At 69.3% G+C, this 22,576-nt stretch carries 20 protein-coding genes and 1 riboswitch; of the genes, 7 read left to right on the plus strand and 13 right to left on the minus strand.

From position 1 onward, the window contains the following. Window positions 1–3 precede the first annotated feature (3 nt). From FJV46_RS07975 to FJV46_RS07995, 5 genes are all read right to left on the minus strand, one after another. The gene (locus tag FJV46_RS07975; protein WP_087028409.1) at window positions 4–570 is read right to left on the minus strand and encodes a hypothetical protein; all 567 of its coding nucleotides are present in this window, start codon (window positions 568–570) and stop codon (window positions 4–6) included. Continuing rightward, window positions 563–2,545, minus strand: a complete 1,983-nt coding sequence (locus tag FJV46_RS07980; protein ID WP_126130642.1) for a glycoside hydrolase family 13 protein — start codon at window positions 2,543–2,545, stop codon at window positions 563–565. The genes FJV46_RS07975 and FJV46_RS07980 overlap by 8 nt, the downstream gene beginning before the upstream one ends. Before the next feature lie 3 nt (window positions 2,546–2,548). After that, on the minus strand, window positions 2,549–3,490 hold the full coding sequence (locus tag FJV46_RS07985; RefSeq protein ID WP_179195208.1) for a sugar ABC transporter permease: 942 nt from the start codon (window positions 3,488–3,490) through the stop codon (window positions 2,549–2,551). Then, on the minus strand, window positions 3,487–5,088 hold the full coding sequence (locus FJV46_RS07990) for an ABC transporter permease subunit (protein ID WP_087028410.1): 1,602 nt from the start codon (window positions 5,086–5,088) through the stop codon (window positions 3,487–3,489). Before FJV46_RS07990 ends, FJV46_RS07985 begins: the two co-directional genes overlap by 4 nt. Window positions 5,089–5,231: 143 nt before the next feature. Next, window positions 5,232–6,530: a sugar ABC transporter substrate-binding protein gene (locus FJV46_RS07995; RefSeq protein WP_087028412.1), complete on the minus strand. Its 1,299-nt coding sequence runs from the start codon at window positions 6,528–6,530 to the stop codon at window positions 5,232–5,234. A 256-nt stretch (window positions 6,531–6,786) separates the two neighbouring features. Between FJV46_RS07995 and FJV46_RS08000 the strand changes: the two genes are divergently transcribed. The 3 genes from FJV46_RS08000 (at window position 6,787) to FJV46_RS08010 (ending at window position 10,890) form a co-directional block, all read left to right on the plus strand. After that, entirely contained in the window at window positions 6,787–8,529 is a 1,743-nt protein-coding gene (locus tag FJV46_RS08000; protein WP_087028414.1) for a glycoside hydrolase family 13 protein, read from the plus strand. 90 nt (window positions 8,530–8,619) lie between these two features. Continuing rightward, window positions 8,620–9,633: a LacI family DNA-binding transcriptional regulator gene (locus FJV46_RS08005; protein WP_087028416.1), complete on the plus strand. Its 1,014-nt coding sequence runs from the start codon at window positions 8,620–8,622 to the stop codon at window positions 9,631–9,633. Between the two features lie 213 nt (window positions 9,634–9,846). Beyond that, window positions 9,847–10,890, plus strand: a complete 1,044-nt coding sequence (locus FJV46_RS08010; RefSeq protein ID WP_087028418.1) for a LacI family DNA-binding transcriptional regulator — start codon at window positions 9,847–9,849, stop codon at window positions 10,888–10,890. A 48-nt stretch (window positions 10,891–10,938) separates the two neighbouring features. Here FJV46_RS08010 and FJV46_RS08015 read toward each other — a convergent pair whose 3' ends face one another. The 7 genes from FJV46_RS08015 to arsB form a co-directional block, all read right to left on the minus strand. After that, window positions 10,939–11,358 carry a heat shock protein transcriptional repressor HspR gene (locus FJV46_RS08015; protein ID WP_087028696.1) on the minus strand — a complete coding sequence of 140 codons (420 nt, stop codon included), beginning with the start codon at window positions 11,356–11,358 and terminating at the stop codon, window positions 10,939–10,941. Window positions 11,359–11,431: 73 nt separating this feature from the next. Further along, window positions 11,432–12,433 (minus strand): DnaJ C-terminal domain-containing protein, encoded by a 1,002-nt coding sequence (locus FJV46_RS08020; RefSeq protein WP_087028420.1) that lies wholly within the window; start codon window positions 12,431–12,433, stop codon window positions 11,432–11,434. A gap of 179 nt (window positions 12,434–12,612) precedes the next feature. Beyond that, a complete protein-coding gene (locus FJV46_RS08025) occupies window positions 12,613–13,275 on the minus strand; it encodes a nucleotide exchange factor GrpE (RefSeq protein WP_087028423.1) in 663 nt (220 codons plus the stop codon). Window positions 13,276–13,277: 2 nt separating this feature from the next. Next, window positions 13,278–15,149, minus strand: a complete 1,872-nt coding sequence (gene dnaK / locus FJV46_RS08030) for a molecular chaperone DnaK (protein ID WP_087028425.1) — start codon at window positions 15,147–15,149, stop codon at window positions 13,278–13,280. Between the two features lie 173 nt (window positions 15,150–15,322). Next, window positions 15,323–16,690: an NAD(P)-binding protein gene (locus tag FJV46_RS08035; RefSeq protein ID WP_179195209.1), complete on the minus strand. Its 1,368-nt coding sequence runs from the start codon at window positions 16,688–16,690 to the stop codon at window positions 15,323–15,325. Window positions 16,691–16,731: 41 nt separating this feature from the next. Next, window positions 16,732–17,178: an arsenate reductase ArsC gene (locus FJV46_RS08040; RefSeq protein WP_087028427.1), complete on the minus strand. Its 447-nt coding sequence runs from the start codon at window positions 17,176–17,178 to the stop codon at window positions 16,732–16,734. Between the two features lie 37 nt (window positions 17,179–17,215). Continuing rightward, window positions 17,216–18,334 (minus strand): ACR3 family arsenite efflux transporter, encoded by a 1,119-nt coding sequence (arsB, locus tag FJV46_RS08045; RefSeq protein ID WP_370684677.1) that lies wholly within the window; start codon window positions 18,332–18,334, stop codon window positions 17,216–17,218. A 122-nt stretch (window positions 18,335–18,456) separates the two neighbouring features. Here arsB and FJV46_RS08050 point away from each other — a divergent pair, with 122 nt between their 5' ends. From FJV46_RS08050 to FJV46_RS08060, 3 genes are read left to right on the plus strand one after another with little or no spacing between them, the layout of a single operon-like run. Then, window positions 18,457–18,837, plus strand: coding sequence for an ArsR/SmtB family transcription factor (locus tag FJV46_RS08050; RefSeq protein ID WP_087028429.1), 381 nt, complete (start codon window positions 18,457–18,459; stop codon window positions 18,835–18,837). Further along, the gene (locus FJV46_RS08055) at window positions 18,834–19,253 is read left to right on the plus strand and encodes an arsenate-mycothiol transferase ArsC (RefSeq protein WP_087028431.1); all 420 of its coding nucleotides are present in this window, start codon (window positions 18,834–18,836) and stop codon (window positions 19,251–19,253) included. Before FJV46_RS08050 ends, FJV46_RS08055 begins: the two co-directional genes overlap by 4 nt. Window positions 19,254–19,286: 33 nt before the next feature. Beyond that, entirely contained in the window at window positions 19,287–19,508 is a 222-nt protein-coding gene (locus FJV46_RS08060) for a hypothetical protein (protein ID WP_087028433.1), read from the plus strand. Window positions 19,509–19,552: 44 nt separating this feature from the next. On the opposite strand, the gene FJV46_RS08065 is transcribed toward FJV46_RS08060, so the two are convergent. Continuing rightward, window positions 19,553–21,115 carry an LCP family protein gene (locus FJV46_RS08065; RefSeq protein WP_087028435.1) on the minus strand — a complete coding sequence of 521 codons (1,563 nt, stop codon included), beginning with the start codon at window positions 21,113–21,115 and terminating at the stop codon, window positions 19,553–19,555. A gap of 203 nt (window positions 21,116–21,318) precedes the next feature. Here FJV46_RS08065 and FJV46_RS08070 point away from each other — a divergent pair, with 203 nt between their 5' ends. Next, on the plus strand, window positions 21,319–22,260 hold the full coding sequence (locus FJV46_RS08070; protein ID WP_158250141.1) for a DUF368 domain-containing protein: 942 nt from the start codon (window positions 21,319–21,321) through the stop codon (window positions 22,258–22,260). A 143-nt stretch (window positions 22,261–22,403) separates the two neighbouring features. Next, window positions 22,404–22,478, plus strand: a riboswitch (cyclic di-GMP riboswitch). Window positions 22,479–22,576 lie beyond the last annotated feature (98 nt).

A 22,576-nucleotide genomic window follows, 5' to 3' on the forward strand; every position in this document is an offset into this window, starting at 1 on the left:
CGATCACCAGTCCGGGCGGTTCCCGTAACTGTCCCGCCAGGTACTCATCGCGGAGATCTCCCCGCGCAGACGCGTGGTCGCCTGGTCGAGCTGCAGGGTGTCGATGGACCGGGAGGTCCGCAGGAGGCAGCGACGCAACTCGGCCGACAATTCGTCGAGCGCCCTGGCCTGAGCGGCAAGATCGGTGGTCCACTCCTCCTTGAGGGTCCGATTCGGCTCGCGGTCCGCCGTCCGCAGCATGTTCTCGAGGGACGCCGCTGCGCGGTCGATCTCCGCAGCCGCCCTGGGCAGATCTCCGACGGGACGGCCCTGCGCGGAGGCCTCCGAGAGCGCGAGCTGCGTGGCCCGCGACGACCGCTTCAGCTCCCCGATGAGGCGTGCGGGTTCCCGAGTGAGGCGGTCGGGTGCGTAAGCGCGCGCCGCGAGCATGCCGCGGTCCTTCGTGCGCTCGATGACGCGGGAGCGCCGCACCTTCCGCACCACAAGCCAGCCGGCGATTCCCGTGCCGGCACCGATGGTCGCGAGCACGCCCGCGCCGATGGCGAAGGCCTCGACGAAGACCTCAAGCATGGTGCTGTCTCACGGTGGCTGCCATCCCTCCAGTCTGCCCTCGTCCACGGACAAATTCCACCCGGTCATGCCTCGGGTGGACGCCCGGCAGGCGCCACACCTGGACACCGGGGCCGGAGCCCGAGAAGACCGGGCCCCCGGCCGTCTCGACGACGGACCCGCCGGGCAGCTCCAGGGTGATCGGACGGGCGTCGGCCCAGGATCCCGGCACCAGATCGGGGGCCACCCGCACGTCGCGGTAGTCCGCGCGTGCCGCGAGGAGGAGGATGCTCTCCTCAGCATGCTCCCGCACGAGGACGACGACGTCGGCCGTCGCGACGAGCCACCGCACCGACCCGTGCCGCAGGGCCGGTGTGCCGGCCCTCAGGGCCGCCAGGGACCGAACCAGCTCCCGCGCACCCCGGGAGGAGCCACGGGCGGTGTCCCAGGGCAGAGGGGTCCGCGCGTCCTCACCGTTGATGCCGGGCAGTCCGAATTCGTCCCCTGCGAACAGCGTCGGGAGGCCCGGCAGGCAGAAGGCGAGGGCCAGCCCGACGGCGGGACCGCCGTCGAGCATGACGGAGGAGGCCCTGGCCGTGTCATGGGTGTTCAGGGCGGTCATGTTCTGTGACCGGACCCGCCAGGAGAATCCCGAGGAGAGGGCGGTGTGCGTGGCGACGAGGTCCCGGCCGTCGATGCGGGGAACGCCCTGCACCGGTGTACCGAAGAAGTTGATGCCCGTTGTCGAGGTTCCCCGGCTCAGCCACTGCCACAGGGGCCGTGTGAGATTGGAATACGTCATGCCGCCGTCCCAGGCGTGCCCGGAGAGGTCCTCCGTCGCATCGCCCGTGGACTCCGCCAGCAGCATCGACCCGGGCCGCACGGCGTCCATGGTGCTGCGGATGAGCGCGGCGACCTCCCGGTTGTGGTCGTCGTGCCCGTGGCGCCCGGTCATGTTCGCGACGTCGATGCGCCAGCCGTCGAGATCAAACGGCGGCAGCAGCCAGTGCGCCACCACGGAGTCCGGGCCCTCCACGAAGCGCCGCCGCAGGTCCGGTGAGGACCAGTCGAGCTTCGGCAGGCTCGGCACGCCCAGCCAGCTCGCGTACTCCGTACCGTCCTCGCTGAAGTAGTAGAAGCCGTTCTCGGTGCTCGTCGGGTCGGCGAGCGCCGTCCGGAACCAGTCGTGGCCGTCCCCGGTGTGATTGATGGTCAGGTCCCCGATCACGGCGATACCGCGGGCGTGCGCGGCCTCGACCAGCCGGACGAGCGCCTCGTCGCCTCCGAGCAGCGGATCGACGACGTCGAACGTCGTGGCGTCGTAGCGGTGGTTTGATCGGGCCGGGAAGAAGGGCGTCAGGTAGAGGACGCTCGCGCCGAGCTCGGCGAGGTGGTCGAGCCGCTCGCGGACGCCGTCGAGGGTCCCGCCGTAGACCTGACGGGGCGTGAGGTCGCCGTGCGGCCTGACCGGCTCGTCCCACGAGCAGCCCACGGCCCACTCCGGCAGGCCGGCCGGTGCCTCGCTCGGGGCCGGCCCGCCGGAGGACCGGGCGAAGCGGTCGGGGAAGACCTGGTAGATCACGGCGTCCTGGGCCCACGGCTCGGGTGCCGGTCTGCAGTCGATCCGGAAGTCGTCCCGATCCGCGGTGTCCGTCCTCGAGGGTCCGACGGCGTTGAGCCACCGGAGGTCCGGCCCGTCAGAGGTTCGCGGTGCGCGGCTCAGCTCGAGGAGGAACCGGTATCGCAGCATCCGGTTGACCGCGGTGACCCGTGCCTCCCACCACGACCAGGCGCCGTCGTCGCTCCCGGCGAGCTCACGTGCCTCGTCGTAGTGGCCCTCGCCGTCGCGCAGGGAACGGACGAACACGCGCCTGGGCCGCCCCCACCGGAGGGGGACCCGCAGGCGGATCGTGAGCTCCTCCCCCACCTGCGGTGACTGCTGCGGGACGTAGAGCGCAGACCCGTCGTGGTGCGGGGCGAGGAACGGCTCGAGCACGCGTCAGCCCTTGACGGAGCCGGCCACGAGACCGTTGGTGATGTACTTCTGCAGGAACAGGAACAACGCCATCACGGGGACCGCGGCGAGGACGGCCCCGGCTGCGAAGACGCCCCAGTTCTCGGACCGCTGCTGTGCCACGTAGGAGTACAAACCCACGGCGAGGGTCTGCGAATCGGGGTCGGTCAGCACCACACTGGCAATCACGAACTCGCTGCTGAGCCCGATGAAGGCCAGCAGTCCGACGACGGCGAGGATCGGTGTGACGAGCGGCAGGATGATCGTGAAGAACACCTGGACGTGGCTCGCGCCGTCGATCCGGGCGGCCTCGTCGAGCGACTTCGGCACCGTGTTGAAGAACCCGTACATGAGGTAGGTGTTCACGCCGAGAGCACCGCCGAGGTACACCATGATCAGGCCGAGCTGGCTTCCGAGCCCGAGCCAGGGCACGACGTCGGTGATCGCGTTGAGGAGCAGGAAGATGGCGACGACGGCGAGCAGCTGCGGGAACATCTGCAGGATGAGCAACGACAGCAGGCTGACGCGGCGGCCGGTGAAGCGCATGCGGCTGAACGCGTAGGCGGCGAGCGCCCCGAGGAACACCGTGGCGGCGCTCGTCACGACGCCGATGATCATGGTGTTGACGAACCAGCGGCCGAACGGCCGGGTCGGATTGCTGAACAGCGCCTCGAAGTTGCCGCCGTCGAACCTGCTGAACAGGACGTTCGAGCCGGCCATGGTGCCGTTCGAGTTGAGCGCGGCGGAGAGCACGTAGAGCAGGGGGAACACCGCGAAGAGCGTGGTCACGACGCCGACGACATGCCGCCAGCCCTTGTGCCGGAACCACTGGCCGAACGTGCGCTTGCGCTGCTGCGGGATGGAGCCGGGCCCGTCGGACTGTGTGCGGGCCGGTGCTGCTGCCTGTGGATCGATGAACGTTGTCATCCGTTGATGTCCTCCAGAGCCTTGGTCTGCCGGAAGCTGATGGCGGAGATCACGGCGACGATGATGAAGATGATGATGGACAGGGCGCTGGCCAGGCCGTAGTCGCGGCCCACCCCGGTGCCGAAGGCGATCTCGTACACCATGGTGATGAGGATGTCGGTGTGGCCGATGTTCGCCGTCGTGTTGTCGAAGCGGGGCCCGCCGTCGGTCAGCATGTAGATGACGTTGAAGTTGTTGAAGTTGAAGGCGAAGCTGGCGATCAGCAGGGGTGCCACGGAGACGAGCAGCAGCGGCAGCTTGATGGCCGTGAAGGTCCGCCACGCCGAGGCACCGTCCATGCGGGCGGCCTCGTTCACCTCCTCGGGCAGCGACTGCAGCGCCCCCGTGCACACCAGGAACATGTACGGGAAGCCGAGCCACAGGTTCACCACGAGCACGCTGACCTTCGCCAGCACGGGGTCGGTGAGCCACGGGATGTCCGCTCCGCCGAAGAAGGTGTTGTTGATGAAGCCGAACTCGGGATTGAGCAGCCCCGACCACACCAGGCCGGCGAGGAAGGCGGGGAAGGCGTACGGGAGAATCATCAGGATGCGGTAGATCCGCTTCCCCCGGAGGTCCGGCAGGTTGAACGCGTTGGCCAGGAAGAGTCCGAGGGCGAAGGTCGAGAGCACCGAGACGATCGCGAAGGTGAAGGTCCAAACCATGACCTGCAGGAGCGGTCCGCGGATGTTCTGGTCGGAGAACGCCTTCGTGAAGTTCTCGAAGCCGACGTTGATCTTCCAGCCGGTGCTGAGCTGCTCACCGTCGTCGGACCGGAAGGAGCCCTCGCCGGTGTCGGAGTACGTGGTTCCCGTTTCGAGGTCGGTGAAGGTGCTGGTGTCCTCGTCGTAGCTGAGTGACGGCCGGTAGACGTAGGCGCTGGACCCGTCACCGGTCTTCAGGCTGCCGTCCTCGGGATCGTCGGAGAACGGGACGGTGATCGCGAGGATGTCCGCCTGGTTGGCGAGGACCTCGCCGAACTGCAGGGTCCGGTAGCCCTCGAGCTCCGTGGCCTTGCCGGTGCCGTCGGTGACGGCATCCTCGGCCTGCTCCAGCGGCTCGCCCGTGGTCCCCACGGAGACGGTGCCGTCGGGCTCGGTGGCCAGGAGGTGGAAGACGCCGTCGCGCTCGAGGATGGTGACTCGGTAGGCGGGCGAATCGGGGACGCGCTGCTGCGCCGAGAGCTGGATGGCGTTCACGGCGTCGGCCTTGGTGCTGTTGTGTCCGTCGCCGTAATTGGTGAACGCCACGTAGCCGCTGTACAGCATCACGAAGACCTGGAAGACGACCAGGAAGAAGATGCCGGGCGCCAGGTACTTGGCGGGCAGTCCGCCCCTGCGGAGGTAGATCCAGTTGATCAGCACCGTCACCGCGGCAGCGACCGCGAGGATCAGCCACTTCTCCTGCAGGAACAGCGTGATCATGACGTAGACCGCGAAGGCGTCCACGAGGCCGAGGAGCACGATCTTGGCGAGCAGGCCGAGCGTGGAGTCGGACTGGAGGGAGGTCTTCCTGGGAGGACGCGAGACGGCCGGGCCGGGAGGGGCCAGTGTGGGCATGGCAGGAGCTTTCGTTGATCGGCCGGGGCCGCTGCGGGTGGTGGGCGCATCGCCCGGGGATCGGATCTGCCGGTCGTGACCTGCAGGGTGGAGGAGCAAGCCGGGACGGCGCCCGCCGTCTGGACGACGGGCGCCGCGGGGTCCTACTGTCCGGCGATCTTCGCCTCGATGTTGCCGACCATGGTGGTCCAGGCCGCTTCGGGGTCGCCGCTGCCCTTGATCAGGGCGAGCTCGGTGGCTCCCCAATCGGCCCAGACCGCCTGCATCTCGGGCAGCGCCGGCATCGGGACGCCATTGGCGCCGATCTCGCCGAAGGCAGCGACGATCGGGTCGGACGCCGCCTTGTCGAAGCTGGCCTTGAGCGCAGGCGGGCGTCCGCCGACGTCGTACATGGCGTCCTGCGCCGCCTCGGTGCTGAGGTAGTTCACGGCGAACTCGTTCGCGGCGAGCGCGTTGGCGCTCTGCGCGGAGATGAAGAAGCCGTTGACGCCGATAAACGGCTGGGCCTCCCCGTCACCCACGGTGGGCAGCTTGTCGACGGCGATGTTCAGGCCGGCGGCCTGCGCGTCGGGGACGTTCCACGGGCCCGTCAGGAAGTAGGGCGACTCGCCCGCGTTGAACTTCTCCTTCGCGATATCACCGGTGATGTTCGAGTTGATGATCTTCGACCCGGTGTCACCCCATTCCACGAGCTTCTTGGCGAATTCGACGCCACCGGGCTCACCCAGCAGCAGCTCGTCGGCGTTGTAGCTGCCGTCCTCGTTCTGCCCGAAGACCGGGACGCCCATGGACGTCTGCAGCGGGTAGAGGTGGTAGGGATCTCCCTGCTTGGGATCCATACCGACGAGGAACGGGTACACCGCATCGCCCGAGGCGACGGCGGCCTCACCGTTGGCGATGACGTCGTCGAACGTATCGGCCGCCTCCGGCACGAGGTCGGTGTTGCGCAGGAGCGCGATGTTCTCCAGCGCGTAGGGGACGCCGTAGACGCTGCCGTCGTAGGTCATGGCCTGCACGGCGGATTCCTGGAAGTCCGCCGCCTTGTCCCCGAGCTCCACCGGAGCGACGACGCCGTTCTGGACGAACGTCCCCAGCCAGTCGTGCGGACCGACGATCAGGTCGGGGCCCTTGCCGGTGGGTACCTGGGTGATGAAGTCGTCACGGACGGCGGCGAAATCCTTCACCGCGAGCTTCACCTCGATGCCCGTGTCCTCCTTGAAGGACGCGGCGATCTCCTCGAGGGCTGGGGCGCGTTCGGCGTCGACCCACATGGTGAGGGTGGTCGAGCCACCCTCGGCGAGGTCGGCGGCAGCGCTCGTGCTGCTGGTCGCGGCGGAGTCCGAGCTACCGCCGCCGCAGGCGGTGAGCGCCAGGACGGCTACCGACATGACGCCGGTGATCAAAGCGTGCCGACGCGTCGGCTGGGTGGATCGCACCTTCATCGGTGTTCCTTTCAAGAGCGTCTCTGGTCTGTGTCCCGACGTCGGACACGGCGTCCGATCGATCGGGAGACAGGGGTTCCGATGCCACTCCTGCTGGGGACGGCGGTGACCCGAGTCACAACTGTAAACGCTTGCACGGATTTTACCTAGTCATGCGGAAAGACTGCGCAATAACGTGGACAAAGCAACGAAGTCAGCTGGCTTGTCATTGGAAGCGCTTCCATTGAAGGGCGTTCGCGGGCTTAGGATGGTCCGCATGACTGAGATCGCCCCCACCCTGCAGGCCGAGCACATGAGCTCTTCCGCTGCTTTCCACGCCCCGCTGCATGCTCCGTCGGAGGAGAACCAGTGGTGGCGCTCGTCGGTCATCTACCAGGTGTACCCACGCTCCTTCCGCGACTCGAACGGCGACGGCGTCGGCGACCTGCCCGGCATCACCGCCGAGCTGGGCAGCCTGGCCGACCTCAGCGTCGACGCCGTGTGGCTCTCCCCGTTCTTCACCTCACCCCAGCGCGACGGGGGCTACGACGTCGCCGACTACTGCGACGTCGATCCCCTCTTCGGGACGCTGTCCGATTTCGACGCCCTCGTGGCGCGGGCTGATCAGCTGGGCATCCGCGTGATCGTCGATCTCGTTCCCAACCACTGCTCGAGCGACCATGTGCTGTTCCGGGCCGCCCTCGCCGCACCGGCCGGCTCGGCAGAGCGCGCCATGTTCATCTTCCGTGACGGCAGCGGCCCGGACGGCAGCACACCCCCGAACAACTGGCAGTCGCACTTCGGCGGCCCGGCGTGGACCCGCACCACGAACGACGACGGCACGCCCGGGCAGTGGTACCTGCACCTCTTCGACTCCTCGCAGCCCGATTTCAACTGGGACAACCCGGCCGTACGGGACGAGTTCGAGCGCGTGCTGCGCTTCTGGCTGGACCGGGGCGTCGGCGGCTTCCGCGTGGACGTCGCCCACGCCCTCATCAAGGCCGACGGTCTGCCCGACTGGGGAGGACGCGCGGACGGCGGCTCCTCGGAGGGCTTCCCCGGCTGGGAGGCCCCGATGTTCGGCCAGGACGAGGTCCACGCCATCTACCGGCGGTGGCGCAGCATCCTCGCCGAGTACGCGGGCGAGCGCATCCTCTGCGCGGAGGCGTCCATCGACCCGCTGCCCCGACTCACCGACTGGGTCCGCGCCGACGAAATGCACCAGGCCTTCAACTTCGCCTACCTGCACCACCCCTGGAACGCACACAGCCTCCGGGACGTCATCTCGTCCTCGCTCACCGCGTTCGACGCCGTGGAGGCGCCCACCACCTGGGTGCTCAGCAACCACGACGTCGTGCGCCACGTGAGCCGCTTCGGACTCGGTGGTGGTGCTCCGCGCGGTGGCGACGGCATCGGTCGCGGCGACGCCCAGCCCGACCTCGCCACAGGTCTCGCCCGCGCCCGCGCCGCGTCGCTCGCGATGTTCGCACTCCCGGGTGGCATCTACCTGTACCAGGGCGAGGAGCTCGGACTGCCCGACCACACCTCCATGCCCGACGACGCCCGCCAGGATCCGACCTTCGTGCGCACCGGCGGCGAACGCCTCGGCCGCGACGGGTGCCGCGTACCCCTGCCCTGGCAGGCGGACGAGCCCTCCTCCGGATTCGGCACACCGGGCACCACGGCCGCTCCGTGGCTCCCCCAGCCGGAGAGCTGGGCCGGCTTCGCCCGGGACGTCCAGGCCGCGGACGGCGACTCGACGCTGTCCATGTACCGCGCCGCGCTCCAGCTGCGGCGCGATCTCCGCCTGGGCGCCGGATCGCTCAGCTGGTCGCGGACGTTCGAGCAGACCGACGTCGTCGCCTTCCGCAACGGCGACATCCTGGTGATGCTCAACATGGGTGAGTTCGCGGTCCCCCTGCCCCCGGGCTCGGTCATCGCGTCCTCGGCCCCCGGAGCGGCCGACGGCGGCTCCCTCGCGCCGGATGCCTGCGTCTGGATCATGAGTACGGCTGGATAGCGGATTCATGCCTGATCCGGCATGATCAGGCTGGGGCATCCCGACCGGGGTGTCCCTTCCGGTGCACGCACACGGACGGGCGGGTGGGGAATGGCCGGCATCAAGGACGTCGCAGAGCTTGCCGGCGTGTCCACCGCAACGGTCTCCCGGGCACTCAGCGGCAACGGCCGCGTCTCCGACCGGGCGCGTGCCCGGGTGCTGCAGGCCGCCAAGGAGCTCGACTTCGTCGTCAGTTCGACGGCGTCCTCCCTCGCTTCCGGACGGCACCGCAACATCGGCGTCGTCGTGCCCTCCGTGGCCCGCTGGTACTACTCGCAGATCGTGGACAGTGTCGCCGCCGCCCTGCTGAAGGCCGGCTACGATCTCACGCTCTACAACCTGAACGAGGACGCCGGGTACCGGGACCGCGTCCTCTCGGAGTTCCTGCTGCGCCAGCGCTGCGACGGCGTCATCCCGGTGTCGCTCGAGCTGAGCCGGGACGAATTGGGCCAGCTCCTGGCCGTCGGGAAGCCCGTCGTCGGGATCGGCGGTCCGCTGCCGGGCGCCGAGACCTACAGCGTCAACGACCACGAGATCGCCGAGCTCGCCACGGAGCACCTCATCACGCTCGGGCATCGGCGCGTCGCGCACATCGGCGGCTCCGAGGCCTTCGAGAACGATTTCCGCATCTCCGGCACGCGGCGGCACGGCTACGAGTCGGCGATGGCCGCCGCCGGCCTCGACATCCTCGATTCATGGCGGATCGACGGGGATTTCACGATCCAGGGCGGCTACGCGCAGGCGAAGCAGCTGCTGGGCTACCCGCGGGACACCCCGACGGCGGTCTTCTGTGCGTCGGACGAGATGGCGATCGGGACCATCCTCGCCGCGCGGGAGCTGGGGCTGCGCGTGCCCGAGGACATCTCCGTGATCGGGATCGACGGGCACGAACTGGGTGAGGCGCTCGGCCTGACCACGGTGGCCCAGTTCCCGCAGCAGCAGGGCAAGCGAGCGGTCGAGCGACTCCTGCAGATCCTGCAGGGTACGGATGAGCACCGGCCCGAGCACCACTCCGCCCGCACCGCACTCGTCATCCGTTCGAGCACCGCCGCGCCGAAGGCCTGAGCCGCCGGTCCGTCCACCGCCACGCTCGGCGGCCCACCCGGTCGTGCTGATCCCCCCACCCCGACGACGACGAAGGCCCGGGTCCGTGCGGGAACCGGGCCCTGTGGACTCATCAGGGCTGGTCCTCCTGACCCTAGGGACGCGCGTAACCAGCGTCAAGCAAGTTTCACGAAACTTTCTACGGCTGGATTACGCCTGCGCTAGATTGAGGTCATGACCCCCGACACCCGGATCGAGCGCCCGCGGCTCGACGACGTCGCCCGCACCGCCGGCGTCAGCGTCCCCACCGTCTCCCGCGTGCTGAACGGCAAGGGCGGCGCGTCGCAGGAGACACGCCAGGCCGTCCTGGCCGCCATGGACAGCCTCGGCTACGAGCGCCCGGCGCGGACGGCGGGCCGCTCGAAAGGGCAGATCGGCGTCGTCGTACCCGATCTCGTCAACCCGATCTTTCCCGCGTTCGCCGGCGCGATCGCGGCTCTGCTGGCACCCAACGACTACATCCCGGCGCTCTGCACGCTCCCCGGCGGGGGCATCACCGAGGACGAGTACGTGGCGCTCATGCTGGACCAGGGCGTCAGCGGCATCATCTTCGTCTGCGCGGCACACTCGGACGGCCGCGCGAGCGTCGAACGCTACCGCCGCCTCCGGGGTCGCGTGCCGTTCGTCCTCGTCAACGGTCCCCGTCCGGAGATCGACGCGCCGTCCGTTTCGAACGACGACGCCACCGCCATCCGCACGGCCGTGCGCCATCTCGTGGCGCAGGGACACCAGCGCGTGGGGTTCGTCACGGGCTCCGACCGCTTCGTCCCGAGCAGGCGGAAGCTCGAGGGCTTCCGCGCGGGCCTCGTCCAGTTCCTCGGTGAGGACGACGCCGAGCCGCACGTCGCCGTCGGCATGTTCACGATCGAGGGCGGCCAGAGCGCCGCGAACGAACTGATCGACAGTGGACACACGGGTATCGTCTGCGCCTCCGACGTGATGGCCCTCGGCGCCATGCGCGCAGCGCAGACCAGGGGGCTGCGTGTCCCCGAGGACATCTCGGTGGTGGGCTTCGACGACTCCCCGCTCATGGCGTTCACGGATCCGCCGCTGACCACGCTGCGGCAGAATATCGCCGCGATGGCCGAGGCCGCGGTCCACGCGCTCGTCACGGAACTCGGAGGAGACCGGACAGCGCGAACCGACGTCCTGTTCCAGGCGGACCTCGTGGTGCGGGGTTCCACGGGCGCCGGGCCCGCCGTGCGCGGAGCCTCCTGACCGAAGGCATTCACCGCTCGTCCGATCGTGCGGAGGATCAGCAGGCGATCAGCGGGCGTTTCGCGGATGTTCCGGACGCCACACGACGAGTGCCTGGCTGCGGGGGCGGGGACGCTGGCCTCGCGCGAGGGTGACGACGTCGCCCGCGAGTCCGGCGGCGAAGATCCTGCTGGATTCGCCGTGGGGTCGGCGTGACGCCAGTTCGGCGGACAGTTCGGTCACGCGTGACCGGAGGGCGGAGACCTGATTCTCCAGCTCGAGGATCCGCCGGATGCCTTCGAGGGAGACACCCTCTTGGGACAGCCGCTGGATCTCGCGGAGCGTGCCGACGTCCTTCTGGGAATACCGTCGGGCCCTGCCCGGGGCCCGGCTGGGGGTGACGAGGCCCAGGCGGTCGTACTGCCGAAGTGTCTGCGGATGCATGTCGGCGAGCTCCGCGGCGACGGAGATGACGTAGACGGGCGTCATGTGGTCCACCCCAGGCCTCCTTCCGCTGCCGGTCTTCCCGGCGATGCCGTCCGGGTGTCGCTCAAATGTACTGTTACAGCCGCGCCTTGGCGGCCAGCCCCGCCCGCGGATCGGCGTCCTTCGTGGCGTCCCTGAAGGCCTCGACGGCGGCTTCGGCCTCCTTGGAGAGGTTCTGCGGCACGATCACCTCGACCGTCACGAGCAGATCGCCCGTGGCCTTGGCGGTTTTGACTCCCCTGCCCTTGAGGCGCAGCGTCCGTCCTGACGGCGTTGCTGCGGGGATGCGCATCTTCACCATCTCCCCGGTGAGGGTGGGCACCTCGATCTGGGCGCCGAGCGCCGCTTCCGGGAAGGTCACCGGCACGTGGACGCGGATGTTGTCACCGTCGCGTTTGAACAGCGGGTGCTCCTTGACGGAGACCGCGACCATGAGGTCACCCGTTCCGGCCTGGCCGGGCTGACCCTTGCCCTTGACACGGACTTTCTGCCCATCGCGGATGCCCGCAGGTATCCGCACGTCGATCTGCTCGCCCGACGGTTCGCGCAGCCCGATCGTGGTGCCGTTGATGGCGCCTGCGAAGGAGATGGACGTGCTGGCCGTCCTGTCGGCGCCCTTCTGGGGACGCGAGGACTGGAACCCACCGGGGAAGCTGCTGCCTCCCCCCATGCCCCCGCCGCCGCCGAAGAGATCGGCGAATTCCGGCGGCAGGTTGCTGTTGGAGAATCCGGTGCGCTGCCGCGGTCCCGCTCCCTGCCCGAAGAGGTTGCCGAAGATGTCCTCGAAGCCCGCGCCGCCTCCGGCCGCGCCACCGGTCCCACCGGCGGAGAACCGGGCACCGCCCCCCATGGCACGGATGGCGTCGTACTGCTGGCGCTGCTCGGCGTCCGACAGGACGGAATACGCTTCCGACACGTCCTTGAACATCCGCTCCGACCCGGCGTCGCCCTGGTTCTGGTCGGGGTGGTGCTTGCGCGCGAGCTTCCGGTACGCCTTCTTGATGTCGGCGTCGGACGCGTCCTTGGAGACACCGAGGATCGTGTAGAAATCCTTGTCGACCCAATCCTGACTGGCCACGTGGTGTCTCCCTTCCTAGAACTGCTGAAAAAATGTGGGCCGGGGCTGCATTCCCGAAGGATTACACCACCCGGAGAAGCTGGGCGGAGTGCCGAGGAAGGCGGCTTTAATATTCCGAGGGCCCCCATGGCCCGCAGGAATTTCGTAGCCGCCGTTCGGCATCCGCCCAGCGCCGACTACTACTCCGGAACTGCGACGATGACCTGCGCGGCCCGGAGGACGCGCTCCCCCTTGCGGTAGCCCGCGCGGAGGATCTGGCTGACGCTGTCGGTCTGGACGTCGGCGCTCGGCTGCTGCATGAGCGCCTCGTGCACGTTCGGATCGAAGGCGACGCCGACCTCGTCGATGCGCGTGAGCTCGTACGCCCTGAGGACGTTCTCGAGCTTGCCCGCGATCGCCGCGAACGGGCCATCGGCGAGGTCGCCATGCTGCCGTGCCGCGTCGATGTCGTCGAGGACCGGCATCAGTGAGTTGAGCACGCCGATCACCGCCTGGTCGCGCGCCACGTCGCGGTCACGCTCGACCCGACGGCGGTAGTTGACGTACTCGGCCTGCAGCCGGAGGAGGTCGTCGCGGAGTTCGGCGACCACGTCCACTGCCGGGTTGCTCTCGCCCTCGGCGCCTGCCTCGTTCAGGATGGCCTCGGCCTGCGCCAGAGCATCTCCTTCGGAGGTGTCGTCCGTGGGGCCCGCCGGGCCACCGGCCGCGGATTCCTCCGCGGCCGGGGCGCCGGCGTCGTTCTGCTGCCCACGGACTTCGCCTGTTTCCGGGTCGATCTTCCGGTTGTCACGGAAGCTCACCGGCTCCGACTGGTGGTCTTCTTCATTTCCGTGGTGCGGCATGATTACTTCTTCTCGTTGGTATCGTCGTCAACCACCTCGGCGTCGACGATGTCCTCGTCGGTGCCGTCCGCGGCTGGCTGGTCATCAGCGGGAGCGCCGCCTGCCGCGCCCGCTTCCTGCTGCGCCGAGGCGTAGATCGCTTCGCCGAGCTTGGACTGCGACGCCTGCAGCTTCTCGAAGGCCGACTTCACCTCGTCCTCGTTGTCCTGCGACTCGAGCGCCTTCTTGAGGGCGTCGACGTCGGCCTGGACCTCCGTCTTGACCTCCTCGGGCAGCTTCTCGGCGTTGTCCGAGATGAGCTTGTCCACCGAGTAGGCGAGCTGCTCGGCACCGTTGCGGGTGTCGGCGGCCTCGCGGCGCTGCTTGTCCTCGGCTGCGTGCTCCTCGGCCTCGCGCACCATGCGGTCGATGTCCTCCTTGGAGAGCGAGGACCCACCGGTGATGGTCATCGACTGCTCGGTACCGGTGCCCTTGTCCTTCGCGGACACGTGGACGATGCCGTTGGCGTCGATGTCGAAGGTGACCTCGACCTGCGGGACGCCGCGCGGGGCCGGCGCGATACCGGTCAGCTCGAACGTGCCCAGCGGCTTGTTGTCGCGGGTGAAGTCACGCTCACCCTGGAAGACCTGGATGGCCACGGACGGCTGGTTGTCGTCCGCCGTGGTGAACGTCTCGCTGCGCTTGGTCGGGATGGCCGTGTTGCGCTCGATGAGCTTGGTCATCATGCCGCCCTTGGTCTCGATGCCGAGGGAGAGCGGGGTGACGTCGATGAGGAGGACGTCCTTGCGCTCGCCCTTCAGCACGCCGGCCTGGAGCGCGGCACCGACGGCCACGACCTCGTCCGGATTCACGCCCTTGTTCGGCTCCTTGCCGCCCGCGAGCTCCTTGACCAGCTCGCCGACTGCCGGCATACGGGTGGAGCCGCCGACGAGGACGATGTGGTCGATGTCCGCGACCTTGATCCCGGCTTCGGCGATGACGTCGTTGAACGGCTTCTTGGTGCGGTCCAGCAGGTCCTTGGTGAGGTCCTGGAACTTCGCACGCGAGAGGTGCTCGTCGAGGTGCACAGGACCATCCGCGGTGACGGAGAGGTACTGCAGGGAGATGTTGGTGGAGGTCGCCGAGGAGAGCTCCTTCTTGGCCTGCTCCGCGGCTTCCTTCAGACGCTGCAGGGCGATCTTGTCCTTCGACAGGTCCGCGCCCTTGGCCTTGGCCTGCGCGAGCAGGTAGTCGACCACGCGCTGGTCCCAGTCGTCGCCGCCGAGGCGGTTGTCACCCGCGGTGGCCCGCACCTGGATGGTGGAGAAAGCGTCCTCGTCCTTGCCGACCTCGAGCAGGGAGACGTCGAACGTTCCGCCGCCGAGGTCGAACACGAGGATGAGCTCGTCTTCCTTGCCCTTGTCGAGTCCGTAGGCGAGGGCGGCCGCGGTGGGCTCGTTGACGATGCGCAGGACCTTGAGGCCCGCGATCTCACCGGCCTCCTTGGTGGCCTGGCGCTCGGCGTCGTTGAAGTAGGCGGGGACGGTGATGACGGCGTCCGTGACCTTCTCGCCGAGGTAGCTCTCGGCGTCGGTCTTCAGCTTCTGCAGCGTGCGCGCGGAGATCTCCTGCGCGGTGTACTTCTTGCTGTCAATGTCGACGTTCCAGTCGGTGCCCATGTGGCGCTTGACCGACGCGATGGTGCGGTCGATGTTGTTGACGGCCTGGCGCTTGGCGATCTCGCCGACCAGGACCTCGCCGGACTTGGAGAAAGCGACGATCGACGGCGTGGTGCGTGCGCCTTCGGCGTTCGCGATGACGGTGGGCTCGCCGCCTTCGAGAACCGAGACGACCGAGTTGGTGGTTCCGAGGTCAATACCTACTGCACGTGACATGCAATTTCCTTTCGACTGCCCGGGATTTGCGAGGCGCTCATCCGCCGGGCGCGTAGATTGAGCGTTCTGCACTCAACTATAGGCGCGGTCCGGATGGGATCCAAATCGCCTTGAGCGCAGTACGCTCAACTTCTTCTCCGCAGCGACTCGAGTGGCGCCACCCACACGTCACGTCACACCGCAGCGACCCCGCACGCGGCGGCGTCGTCGGTCGCCGACGCGGCCGGCGTGGGACAGGACCCGCCGAGATCGGTACTGCAGACCCCCGTCTCGGGCAGGTCGAGCTGGAGGCGGGCGGCCCCCTCGGCGTCTCCGGCGAGCGCTGCGACGACGGACCGGACCTGCTCGTACCCTGTGGCGAGGAGGAAGGTGGGCGCGCGTCCGTAGGACTTCATCCCCACCAGGTAGAAGTCCCGATCCGGATGCGCGAGCACCCCGGCGCCGTGGGCCGGGGCCGTTCCGCAGGAGTGGAACTCGGGATCGATGAGGGGCCCGAGCGCGCGCGGGGCCTCCACGGCCGGGTCGAGGTCCAGGCGCAGCTCCCGCAGGATGCCGAGATCGGGGCGGAAGCCGGTGGCGGGCACAACGACGTCCACCTCGAGGGTCCGGTCCCCTGCCGGCGTGGACGCGTGGACGGCCGTCCCCGTCGCCGTCCGGCTGAAGGACGTGATGGTGAAGCCGGTCATGAGCTCGACGACGCCGTCCTCGACGAGCGCCCTGAGCCTGCTGCCGAGGGCACCCCTGGCCGGGAGGCCGTCGAGGTCGCCGCCACCGTAGAGGCGCTGCGCCGATCCGCCCCCGCGGACCGCCCAGGAGATGCGCGTCCCGGGCTCGTTGCGGGCGACCTGGCCCAGGTTGATGAGGGTGTTGGCCGCTGAGTGCCCGGCCCCTACCACCAGCACGTGACGGCCCGCGAAGCGCACGCGGTCGGCGCCCACGACGTCCGGCAGGGGACGGGTGATGTCGGCCGCCACGGTGTCCTCACCCTGCGCCGGCAGGCCGGCCTGCCCGAGCGGATTCGGCTGGTCCCATGTGCCCGAGGCATCGATGACAGCACGCACCACATGGTCCGTGCTGCCCTCCGGGCCGTCGACGCGCACCAGGAACGGCCGGGCGTCGCGATCCCCGCTGCGGGTCTTGTCCATCCCCAGCCGTGTCACGGCGGTGACCCGGCTGCCGAAGTGCAGGCAGGAGGCTATCTCGGGACGGGCCGCGAGGGGCTCCAGGTAGGACTCGACGAGTTCCCTGCCGAAGGGGAGGGCCGTGGCCCGTGGCTCCTCCCAGCCGGCCGCCTCGAGGAGGCGTCGGGCGGCCGGGTCCACGGTGTACTCCCAGGGCGAGAAGAGCCGGATGTGGGCCCAGTGCCGGATGGCCGCTCCGACCGCGGGACCCCGTTCGAACACGATGGGCGTCAAGCCCCGTTCCAGCAGGTTCGCCACAGCCGACAGGCCGACGGGACCTGCTCCGATGACGGCGACGGGCAGCTGGTCTGCATCCGCCGCAGCGGGAGAAGCGGAGTCCACCGGTGATGGAGCGGTCATGGGGGGCCTTTCGTCCTGGGTCCGTAGAGGAGGAGGAGCCGCTAGGGCGCGGACGCGGGTTCGGCGGGGAGGAGTTCGCCGACAAGATGCTGGATGCGGGCCCTGATCTCGTCGCGGATGGGTCGCACGGATTCGACGCCCTTGCCCGCCGGGTCCTCGAGCACCCAGTCCTCGTAGCGCTTGCCGGGGAAGTACGGGCACTCGTCGCCGCAGCCCATGGTGATGACGACGTCGGAGGCCTTCACGGCGTCCTCGGTGAGGATCTTGGGAGTGTGTCCCGTGATGTCGATGCCTTCCTCGGCCATGGCGGCGACGGCGGAGGGGTTGATCCTGTCTGCCGGCTGGGACCCCGCGGAGAGCACCTCGATGCGCCCCTGTGCGAAGTGCTGCAGGTAGGCGGCGGCCATCTGGGACCGACCCGCGTTGTGGACGCAGACGAACAGGACGGACGGCTTCGCTGCATCCTCGTGCGTGGATGTGGTGGTCATGGGAGCTCCTTCTGGGGTTGTGCCGTGGTCTCGGCGGTCAGGACTGTGCGGGACCGGTGCCCGGCAGGCTCCCTGCGGACATGCGCTGGTCCGGGAAGAACCTGCGGCGCGCCCACAGGGCGGCATAGACGAGCGCCACGAGGACGGGTACCTCGATGAGCGGCCCGACGACCCCGGCGAGCGCCTGTCCCGAGGTGACGCCGAAGGTGCCGATCGCGACGGCGATGGCCAGCTCGAAGTTGTTGCCCGCCGCCGTGAAGGCGAGCGTGGTGGTCCGGGCGTAGCCCAGGCCCACGAGGCGGCCGACGATCATGCCGGCGGCGAATACGACGAGGAAGTACACGAGGAGCGGCAGGGCGATCCGGGCCACGTCCCACGGGTTCGAAGTGATCTCGTCGCCCTGCAGCGCGAACAGCAGCGTGATGGTGAAGAGCAGGCCGTAGAGCGCCCATGGGCCGAGCCGCGGCAGGAAACGGTCCTCGTACCAGTCCCGTCCCCCTACGCGTTCGCCGATCACCCGGGTCAGGAAGCCCGCCAGGAGCGGTATGCCGAGGAACACGAGCACGCTCGCGGTGATGGCCCAGAACGAGAACTCGGCGCTGGTGGTCGCAAGGCCGAGCTGCTCCGGCAGCCACTGGAGGTAGAACCAGCCGAGGGCGCCGAAGGCGAGGACCTGGAAGACGGAGTTGACGAAGACGAGGACGGCGGCGGCTTCGCGATCGCCGCACGCGAGGTCGTTCCAGATCATCACCATCGCGATGCAGCGGGCGAGGCCCACGATGATGAGCCCGGTCCGGTACTCGGGCAGGTCAGGCAGGAACACCCAGGCCAGGACGAACATGAGTGCCGGGGCGGCCAGCCAGTTCAGCAGGAGGGATGTGACCATCAGGCGTCGGTCACGCAGGACGGCGCCGGTCTCCCCGTAGCGCACCTTCGCGAGGACGGGGTACATCATGACCAGCAGGCCGAGCGCGATCGGCAGGGAGACTCCGGCGACCTTCGCGGCATCGAGGGCGCCGGCGATCCCGGGCACGAAACGTCCGAGGAGCAGGCCGACCACCATGGCGGCCACGATCCATACCGGGAGGAACCGGTCCAGCGTGGAGAGCCGGGCCTGCACGGCTCCGGGTGACGGGTCGGTCCTCGGACCGGACAGGGAATCGGTGCTCACCGTGCTCCTTCAACGCAGGAAGGGGCCTCCTGCAATAGATCGATCATCATCGATCTCGAGTATGCGGAAGCATATCGACGGATGTCAATGTGATGCATACTGGAGGCATGACCACCACAGTTACCCGCGCCACGGCTCCCGCGCGCGCCGTGGCGGCGGCCGGCGCATGCTGCACCCCCTCGGGTGCACCCGCCATGGATACCGCGCAGGCCCTCTCACTCTCCCGCCAGTTCAAGGCCATCGCCGATCCGAACCGGTTGCGGCTCGTCTCGCTGATCAGCTCCAGCGCCGGGAGCGAGGCCTGCGTATGCGACCTGACGGAGCCGCTCGACCTCGGCCAGCCCACGGTCTCGCACCACCTGAAGGTGCTCGTGGACGCGGGCATCCTGCATCGCGAGAAGCGCGGCATCTGGGCGTACTACTCCCTCGTTCCCGGCGCGCTCGACGCACTCGCAGCGGTCCTCACCACCACAACGGGCGAGCGATGACCTTCAAGGCGGACAAGCCCGCGGTCCTGTTCGTCTGCGTGAAGAACGGGGGCAAGTCGCAGCTGGCCGCGGGCCTGATGGCCCAGGCGGCGGGTGGACGCGTCACCGTCGCCTCCGGAGGCACGAGACCCGGCACGGCGATCAACGCCCAGTCGGCGGAGTCGCTGGCGGAGAAGGGCATCGACATCAGCGCGGAGGTGCCGAAGGCGGTGACCGTGGAGGCCCAGGAGGCAGCCGACGTCGTCGTGCTCCTCGGCAGCGAGGCGCTGCTGGAGGAGGTCGAGGGGACCAGGTACGAACGGTGGGACACCGACGAGCCGAGCCTGCGCGGCATCGAGGGCATGGAGCGCATGCGCCTGGTCCGCGACGATATCGACGATCGCGTGCAGCGCCTGCTCGCCGACCTGCTCCCCTAGCCCCGGACGCTGACGGCGGGGCATACTGCGGTCATGGATCTCGACGAATGGTGGCCTGCCGTCCTGCCGGAGACACGGCAGTGGCTGGGTGACAACAACGGTGCGGCGCTCACCCCCGAGGTGGCCGCGGATATCAGCCGCGTGGGCGGCCTGATCGCCGCGGACCCCTGGTGGATCGGCGAGCGGGGGCCCGACGGCGTCTTCCTCTCCGATGCAGCGACCGACTGGATCGAAGCGCGGGCCAACAGCGAGTGACCCGTTGTGCCGGCCGGCGGCGGGACCCATCGCGGGCCGTGCCCTCAGCCGAAGGGGTTGGTGTCCTGGCAGGAGACCTGGTCCGCGGTCTGGTTGACGGCATCCGTCACCTCGGGGGCAGTCACCTGGTCGAGGCCCCCGACCGCGTCCGCGCCGACGTACACCTGCACCCCGTAGACCGAGGGATCGGCTGTCACGACGGGCGCGGGGAGACCGAGGGCCACGGCGACGGCCCTGGCCGCGTCCTCGAACCCTTCGCCGTAGTAGACCCCGGTCAGCGGTGTCGCGGGAGCCGGGATGGTCTGGGCGCCGAGGTACCCGGATCCGGTGAGCTCCGTGACCACGGACGCGACGACGTCGGCCCCCGCCGTGCCGTCCGCCACTGTCACCGGGACGGACGTGGCAGTGGGCTCGCCCGCATTGTCCGTGGGTTCCTCGGAAGCAGCGCCCGGCGCTCCTCCCGGGGCAGCGTCCGCGGGCTCCTCGCCACCGGCGGCAGGGGCCGCGAGGTCGGCGCTGGCCTTGAGGACGGTGAACAGCTCCGACGCGAGGGGTTCGTCGAGCACCAGGCGGTTGGGGTCGGCGGCGGGAACCGTCGGGACCGCGATGAAGCTGACCTTCGCGGGATCGATGTCCTTCAGCCGGTCGGCGATGGTCACCATGGCCGGGATGGACGCCAGGGCGGTGTCGACCGTGAGGTTGCTGGTCAGGGCGTCGGCGATGCCGAGCAGCCGCTGCGGGTTGCGCAGTGTCCCGTCGTCCTTGATCTTGCGGGTGAGAGATCCGAGGAACGCCTGCTGCGCCTGGATCCGCCCGAGGTCGCCGCCGTCGCCGAAGGCAGCGCGTGCCCTCAGGAAGGCGAGGGCCTGCTCCCCCTGGACGCTCGAGGTACCCGCGGGCAGCTTCAGGCCGGACTTCGGCTCGTCGATCGCCTCGGTCACGCAGACGTCCACTCCGCCGACGGCATTGGAGAGCTCGGTGACCGCATTGAAGTCGGCCAGCATGAAGTGGTCCACCTCGAGGCCCGTGACGGCGTTGATGGTGTCCACGGCGCACCCGGGACCGGCGTCGCGCATGGCGCTGTTGATCATGTCCGAGGGCCGTGCGGGGAAGGATCCCGACCCGCGTCCGTCCGTGCATGCGGGAATGTCCACCAGGAGGTCCCGCGGGAAACTGAGGACGTTCACGTGCTCGTTGTCCGCTGAGATGTCGAGCAGCATCATGACGTCCGCCTGCCCGTAGCCGGCGGAGTCCTCCTCGGGGCCGTACCCCGAGTTCGCACCACTGCGCGTGTCCGAGCCGAGCACGAGGATCTGGAGGCGGTCCTTCCTGTCGTCCACGCCCGAAACGGACCCGCCGTTGGCGTTCAGGTGGAGCGAGTCGACGTTGGTGGTGAGCCTCACCACCCAGTAACCGCTGAAGGCGACGACGCCGACCACCGCCGCGATGGCGAGGACGGAGACGAGGCGTAGCCACCGGGGCCGCGGTCCGTCGAGACCACCGACCCCGGCCTCCGGGCGACCCTGCGCGCTCCCGGCGACGAGGGTGCCCTCGCCCGGATAGGAACGACGGGCGGGGCCGTCTGCCGGGTGCGGCGGGTCTGGCACATGCGTCAAGCGGGGGTCCTTAGGGTCCGGCCGGCACGGTACGGGCGGCGGGGTGCAGGGGAGGCTGACACGCTACCAGCCCGGTCTGGGCGTTCGATGGGAGGCTGCACGCAGGCTGTCGGCAGATGCGTGATGGCTCACATCCGGGAGCCGCGGCCGCCGGGAAGTGGATCGACGGCCTGCACCTCCGTACGGTGGCTAGCGTGACGTCATACCCGGCAGCCAGTGACCCCGCCCCTCCGAAGCCGGCGCTGCGCGCCCTGCCCAGCTTCCTCCAGGGAGCCCTGATCGGTCTCGTGGAACTCGTACCGGGAGTATCGGGCGGCACCATGGCCCTTGTCCTCGGCATCTACGACCGCCTCATCATCTCCGCGGACCACGCCGTGCACGCCGTCACGGCGGTTCTCGGCGGGAAGGGCCTGCAGGTGGCCCGGGCGCACCTCAAGGCCATCGACTGGCGGTTGATCGTCCCCCTCGTCCTCGGCATGGGTGCTGCGCTGTTCACGCTGGCGGGACCGCTGCACACCTTCGTCGACACGCAGCCGGTACTCGCCCGGGCGCTGTTCCTCGGCATGGTGCTCGCCAGCCTCCTGGTGCCCCTGGCCATGATCGGGCCGTTGCTGCCACCTCGACCGGCTTCGCGCTTGGCGGCCCTCTGCGTGGTCCTGGTGGTTGCCGCTGCAGTGTTCCTGCTGCTCGGGCTCCCCGCCCTCCAGGTGGGGGACCCACAGTGGTGGGTCCTCGTCCTCAGCGGGGCCGCGGCTGTCTGCGCACTGGTGCTCCCCGGACTGTCAGGCTCCTTCATCCTGCTCACCGTGGGCATGTACGAACCCACGCTCGAGGCGGCGAGCACGCGAGACCTCGGCTATCTCGCGCTCTTCGCCGGGGGCGCCGTCCTCGGTCTCGCCACGGTGGTCCGCGGCCTGGCCTATCTCCTGCGGGAGCAGCGCCTTCCCACACTGCTCGTCGCGACGGGCCTGATCGTCGGCTCCGCACGCGCCATCTGGCCCTGGCAGGACGGCACCACACTCCTGGCGCCGGAAACCGGCGCCTGGGGACTGCCGCTCGCTGCGGCGCTCGGCGGCGCCGCCGTCGTCGTCCTCCTGTGGCTGCGGGATCGGCGCGCGCACACCCTTCCCGGCTGACCGCCGCAGCCGAGGGCGTACAGCGGATGGAGGAGGCGACGACGGCCGCCAAATATAACGGATTGGTTACGTGCCCCGTTCAGGGCGCATCCGGTACCTCAGGCACCTGAGGCGTTGCTACCATCTAGGTGCGGGCAGCCGCCCGTCGACAAAGGCAAACCCGGTGCGAGCCGGGGACGCAAAGCCACGGGACCCACGAGGTCAGCCGGGCCGCCGAAGGGAAAAGGTCTCCGCACATGCCCAGGACTTACAGCGTCCTACCCGTTTTAGAAACCGCGCGGCGCTCGGCCGTGGCAGCATCGGCGGGTTCACCCAC

This window comes from Arthrobacter agilis (genome assembly GCF_006494655.1).
GTDB lineage: Bacteria > Actinomycetota > Actinomycetes > Actinomycetales > Micrococcaceae > Arthrobacter_D > Arthrobacter_D agilis.

Excerpts from the sequence above, each read along its gene's own strand:
- FJV46_RS07975 (WP_087028409.1), bottom strand. The coding sequence starts at position 570 with ATGCTTGAGGTCTTCGTCGAGGCCTTCGCCATCGGCGCGGGCGTGCTC.
- FJV46_RS07985 (WP_179195208.1), bottom strand. The coding sequence starts at position 3,490 with ATGACAACGTTCATCGATCCACAGGCAGCAGCACCGGCCCGCACACAG.
- FJV46_RS07990 (WP_087028410.1), bottom strand. The coding sequence starts at position 5,088 with ATGCCCACACTGGCCCCTCCCGGCCCGGCCGTCTCGCGTCCTCCCAGG.
- FJV46_RS07995 (WP_087028412.1), bottom strand. The coding sequence starts at position 6,530 with ATGAAGGTGCGATCCACCCAGCCGACGCGTCGGCACGCTTTGATCACC.
- FJV46_RS08000 (WP_087028414.1), top strand. The coding sequence starts at position 6,787 with ATGACTGAGATCGCCCCCACCCTGCAGGCCGAGCACATGAGCTCTTCC.
- FJV46_RS08005 (WP_087028416.1), top strand. The coding sequence starts at position 8,620 with ATGGCCGGCATCAAGGACGTCGCAGAGCTTGCCGGCGTGTCCACCGCA.
- FJV46_RS08010 (WP_087028418.1), top strand. The coding sequence starts at position 9,847 with ATGACCCCCGACACCCGGATCGAGCGCCCGCGGCTCGACGACGTCGCC.
- FJV46_RS08015 (WP_087028696.1), bottom strand. The coding sequence starts at position 11,358 with ATGACGCCCGTCTACGTCATCTCCGTCGCCGCGGAGCTCGCCGACATG.
- FJV46_RS08025 (WP_087028423.1), bottom strand. The coding sequence starts at position 13,275 with ATGCCGCACCACGGAAATGAAGAAGACCACCAGTCGGAGCCGGTGAGC.
- dnaK (WP_087028425.1), bottom strand. The coding sequence starts at position 15,149 with ATGTCACGTGCAGTAGGTATTGACCTCGGAACCACCAACTCGGTCGTC.
- FJV46_RS08035 (WP_179195209.1), bottom strand. The coding sequence starts at position 16,690 with ATGACCGCTCCATCACCGGTGGACTCCGCTTCTCCCGCTGCGGCGGAT.
- FJV46_RS08040 (WP_087028427.1), bottom strand. The coding sequence starts at position 17,178 with ATGACCACCACATCCACGCACGAGGATGCAGCGAAGCCGTCCGTCCTG.
- FJV46_RS08050 (WP_087028429.1), top strand. The coding sequence starts at position 18,457 with ATGACCACCACAGTTACCCGCGCCACGGCTCCCGCGCGCGCCGTGGCG.
- FJV46_RS08055 (WP_087028431.1), top strand. The coding sequence starts at position 18,834 with ATGACCTTCAAGGCGGACAAGCCCGCGGTCCTGTTCGTCTGCGTGAAG.
- FJV46_RS08060 (WP_087028433.1), top strand. The coding sequence starts at position 19,287 with ATGGATCTCGACGAATGGTGGCCTGCCGTCCTGCCGGAGACACGGCAG.